This is a genomic window from Azospirillum sp. B506, assembly GCF_000333595.1.
Taxonomy (GTDB): domain Bacteria; phylum Pseudomonadota; class Alphaproteobacteria; order Azospirillales; family Azospirillaceae; genus Azospirillum.
This window is the reverse complement of the sequence record NZ_BADK01000159.1, coordinates 1-4394: the sequence shown is the minus strand read 5'-3', so window position 1 is coordinate 4394 and position 4394 is coordinate 1. Positions and strand designations below refer to the sequence as shown.

3 protein-coding genes are annotated in these 4394 nt (G+C 68.7%); all 3 read left to right on the top strand.

All coding sequences use genetic code 11. From position 1 onward, the window contains the following. Positions 1-142: 142 nt before the first annotated feature. A complete protein-coding gene (locus I71_RS05730) occupies positions 143-1549 on the top strand; it encodes a sodium:solute symporter family protein (RefSeq protein ID WP_042692092.1) in 1407 nt (468 codons plus the stop codon). A gap of 73 nt (positions 1550-1622) precedes the next feature. Further along, positions 1623-3065, top strand: coding sequence for a UbiD family decarboxylase (locus I71_RS05725; RefSeq protein ID WP_244433658.1), 1443 nt, complete (start codon positions 1623-1625; stop codon positions 3063-3065). Positions 3066-3073: 8 nt separating this feature from the next. Then, on the top strand, positions 3074-4394 hold a 1321-nt coding region (locus I71_RS05720), incomplete at its 3' end, for a xanthine dehydrogenase family protein molybdopterin-binding subunit (RefSeq protein ID WP_244433657.1).

The window sequence follows — 4394 nt, the reverse complement described above, 5'->3', positions numbered from 1 at the left end:
GCGCGGGGCGCCGCGCCGTACGCCCCCGCACCGTAGCGTACCGCCGACCGGGCCGACCGACGTCGTCGGCCCGCACGCACCCACATGCCCGCAAAAGACCCAGGCAACGGGCGGGCCTTGCCACACCGGGAGGACATTCGCCATGGACGCCAACTGGACCGCCATGTCGCTCGCCATCGTCTATATCCTGGCGATGGGCGTCATCAGCTATGCCGCCAAGCGCTTCGCCAACACCGCGCACAACTTTACCTCGGGCGGCACCACCTATCCGGCGCTGCTGGTGGGCTTCCTGCTGATGTCGGAGTTCATCGGCACCACCGCCAGCGTCGGCACCGCCCAGGCCGCTTACAAGTGGGGCATCTCGGCGGCGTGGAACCTCGCGGCGCTGGGCATCGGCTTCGTGTTCTACGCCTTCCTGTTCGCCCGCAAGTTCAAGGATCTGGGCGAGAACACCATCTCCGGCGTGATGGCGAAGACCTACGGCAAGGGGACGAAGCTCGCCACCAGCATCATCATGATCGCGGCGCTGCAGATCGTCGCCATCTCCGTCTATGCCAGCGGCGGCGCCGTGTTGGCCGGACTTCTGAAGATCGACCGGGCGACCGCCATCGTCATCACCGGGATGGTCGCGGCACTCTATGTCAGCATGGGGGGCATGCGGTCGGTCATCTACACCAACGTGATGCACGCGATCGTCAAATATATCGGCATCCTCGTCGCCACCGCCTTCGCCCTGTCGCAGGTCGGCGGCATGGGGGAACTGCAGGCCCGCCTGCCGGCCGAGATGTTCGCGATCGACACCGCCGGATGGCCGCAGATCATGGCCTGGATCCTGGCGGGAACCGGCGCCGTCTTCTCCACCCAGTATGTGCTGCAGGCGATCAGCACCGTCGACAACGCCGCCAAGGCGCAGCGGGCCAGCCTCTACACCGCCCTGCTGCTGGTGCCCTTCGGGTTGGCGGCGGCGCTGTGCGGCATGTGCGCGTCGCTGATGTTCCCGAAGATCAACGCGCTCCAGGCCTTCCCGATGGTCGTGTCGCAGATGGACAGCCTGATGGCCGCGGTGGTGGTCGCCGGTCTGGCCGGCTCGCTGTTCGGCACGATCTCCGCCATCAGCATCGGCACGGCGACGTTGCTCTACAAGGACTTCTATCTGCCGGCGGTCCACAAGACCGACATCGTCAAGGCCGCCGACTCCCGGGCGCTGTTGTTCGTGCGGATCGCGTCCACCGTCGTCTGCCTGCTGCCGATCCCGCTCGCCATCTTCGCCCCCGACGTGCTGAAGGTCACCTTCCTGGCGAAGTCGCTGCGCCTGACCCTGGCCGTGCTGGTCCTCTTCATCTTCTACGCACCGCAGTTCGGCACGCCGAAGGGCGCCCTCACCAGCATCCTGCTGTCGCTGGTGCTGACCATCGGCTGGTATCTGGCCGGCGATCCCTACGGCATCGACAACGCCTATGTCGCCCTGGTCATCCCGCTGATCGTGATGAGCGTCAGCCACCTGCCGCGCCTGATGTCCTCCTCGCGGACGATGCGGGACGTCGCCTGAGCCAGGGACAGCCCGGCTCGTCGCCCGCCCCCTTGTCCGTATTGTCGCATCGTCCCTTCCAAGGCAGACAGCCATGAGCAACCACGCCATAGACCGTTTCCCCAACCCGGCCCCGGTGTTGTCTCCGGTCCCGGAAACGCGGAGCGCCGCCTGCAGCCTGCGCGGCTGGCTCGACCGGCTGGAGGCGACCGGCCGCCTGACGGTGATGCGGCCGGGCGTCGGGTTGGTGCACCAGCTCGCCGCCGTCGCCAAGCGCCTGGACGGGACGACCGCCACGCTGTTCCCCCACCCCGACGGCCATTCCGGCACGGTGGTGTCGGGCCTGGTGTCCGACCGGGCCTGGATGGCGGAGGCGCTGGGGGTGCCGGGGGACGAGCTGATCGCCCATTGCCAGCGCGCCGCCGCCGACCCGCTGCCCTGGCGCGAGGTCGCGGAGGCGCCGGTGCAGGAGGTCGTCCACCGCGGCCCCATCGACCTGACCCGGCTGCTGCCGATCCCGACCCACAACGAGCATGACAGCGGTCCCTACATCTCCGCCGGGCTGACCATCGCCCGCGATCCGGAGACGGGGGTGCAGAATGTCTCGATCCACCGCTGCCAGATCAACGGGCCGGACCGCATCGGCATCCTGCTGCTGCCGCGCCACACCGACCATTTCTACCGGAAGGCGGAAGCGAAGGGCGAGGCGCTGGAGATCGCGCTGGTGATCGGCGTCGATCCGGCGACGTTGCTTGCCTCCCAGGCCATCGTGCCGGTCGGCCAGGACGAGCTGGAGATTGCCGGGGCGCTGCGCGGCGAGCCGCTGGACGTCGTGCGCTGCAAGACCAACCGCGTGCGCGTCCCGGCCGAGGCCGAGATCGTCATCGAAGGCCGGCTGCTGCCGCTGGTGCGCGAGGCGGAGGGGCCGTTCGGTGAATTCCCGCAATATTACGGTGAACGCGCCGACCGCCATGTGATCCAGGTCGATGCGGTGACCCATCGGGTCCGTCCGCTCTTCCCCACCATCGTCGGCGGCGGGCTGGAGCATCTGCTGCTCGGCGCCATCCCGCGCGAGGCGACGATCCTGGCGACGCTCCAGCGCAACTTCCCCAACGTGCAGGACGTCCATCTCTCGCTGGGCGGGGTCGGCCGCTACCATCTGGTGGTGAAGCTGCGCCAGACCCAGCATGGCGAAGCGAAGAACGTCCTGCTCGGCGCCTTCGCCGCCCATTACGACATCAAGCATGCGGTGGTGGTCGATCCCGACGTCGACATCCACAACGCGCGCGAGGTCGAATGGGCCATCGCCACCCGCTTCCAGGCCGACCGCGATCTGGTGGTGGTGGGGAACAGCCAGTGCTCCAGGCTCGACCCCTCGACCGACGAGGGGCTGGGGGCGAAATGGGGCATCGACGCCACCATTCCGCTGGGATCCCCCGAGATGAAGTTCAAGCGCATCCGCGTTCCGGGCGAGGAGTCCGTCGATATCGACCGGTTGGCCTCTCCCGCTGCCGTCTGGCGCTCGGCGATCGAATGAGGATGACGATGACGGCCACCCGAACGGCTCCTGAGACCGCCACACCGATCGTTGAGATCAAAGGCAGCCCGGCCGCAACGGCGCCACTCGTCGGCCGTGCGATGCCGCGGGTGGAAGACGCGGCGCTGCTGACCGGCGTCGCCCGCTATGCCGACGATCTGCCGGTGAAGCCGGGCACCCTGCACGCCGCGATCCTGCGCTCGCCGCACGCCCATGCCGAGCTGCTGGGCATCGACACCGCCGCCGCACTGGCGCTTCCGGGCGTCGCCGCCGTGGTGACCGGAGACGACGCCAAGCGCCATGCCAGCGCCTTCCTGGTCGGCATCCGCGCGCCGATGGAACATTGGTGTCTTGCCATCGACCGTGTGCGCCATGTCGGCGAACCGGTGGCGGTGGTGCTGGCCGACAGCCGCTATCTGGCAGAGGACGCGCTCGACCGCATCGAGGTGCACTATCGCCCGCTGCCGCCGGTGACCTCGATAACCCAGGCGCTGGAAGAGGGATCGGAGCCATTGCATCCGGCGGTGGGCTCCAACCTCGTCAACAGCCGCAGCTTCCGCTATGGCGACCCCGAGGCCGCCTTCGCCCGCGCCGCCCGCAGCGTGTCGGTCGAGGTCGAGTATCCGCGCAACTCCTGCACCCCGATGGAGTGCTTCGTCGTCCTGGCCGACTATGACGCCGCTGAGGATGCCTACGAGGTGCTGTCGAACTTCTCCGGCCCCTTCGCCGTCCATCCGGTGATGGCGCGCGCGCTGAACGTGCCGGGATCGCGGCTGCGGCTGAAGACGCCGCCCCATTCCGGCGGCAGCTTCGGCAACAAGCAGGCGGTGTTTCCCTATGTCGTGTTGATGGGGCTGTGTGCCCGCGTTGCCGGCCGGCCGGTGAAATGGGTGGAGGACCGGTTGGAGCATCTGATGGCCGCCACCTCGGCCACCGCGCGCCGCATGCGCATCGAGGCGGCGGTGGAACCGGACGGCCGGGTGCTGGCGCTGCGGATGGAGCAGACCGAGGATTGCGGCGCCTATCTGCGGGCGCCGGAGCCGGCTTCGCTCTACCGCAACCACGGCAACCTGACCGGCGCCTACGACATCCCCAATCTTGCGCTGACCAACCGCATCGTCGTCACCAACAAGACGCCGACCGGCCTCAACCGCGGTTTCGGCGGCGGGCAGCTCTATTACGGGCTGGAGCGGCTGATGAATCGGGTGGCGGCGGAACTGGGGCTGGACCCGCTCGACGTCATCCGCCGCAACCTGGTGGCGGCCGACGCCATGCCCTACCGCACGGCGTCGGGCGGGACGCTCGACAGCGGCGATACCGCGCACGCGA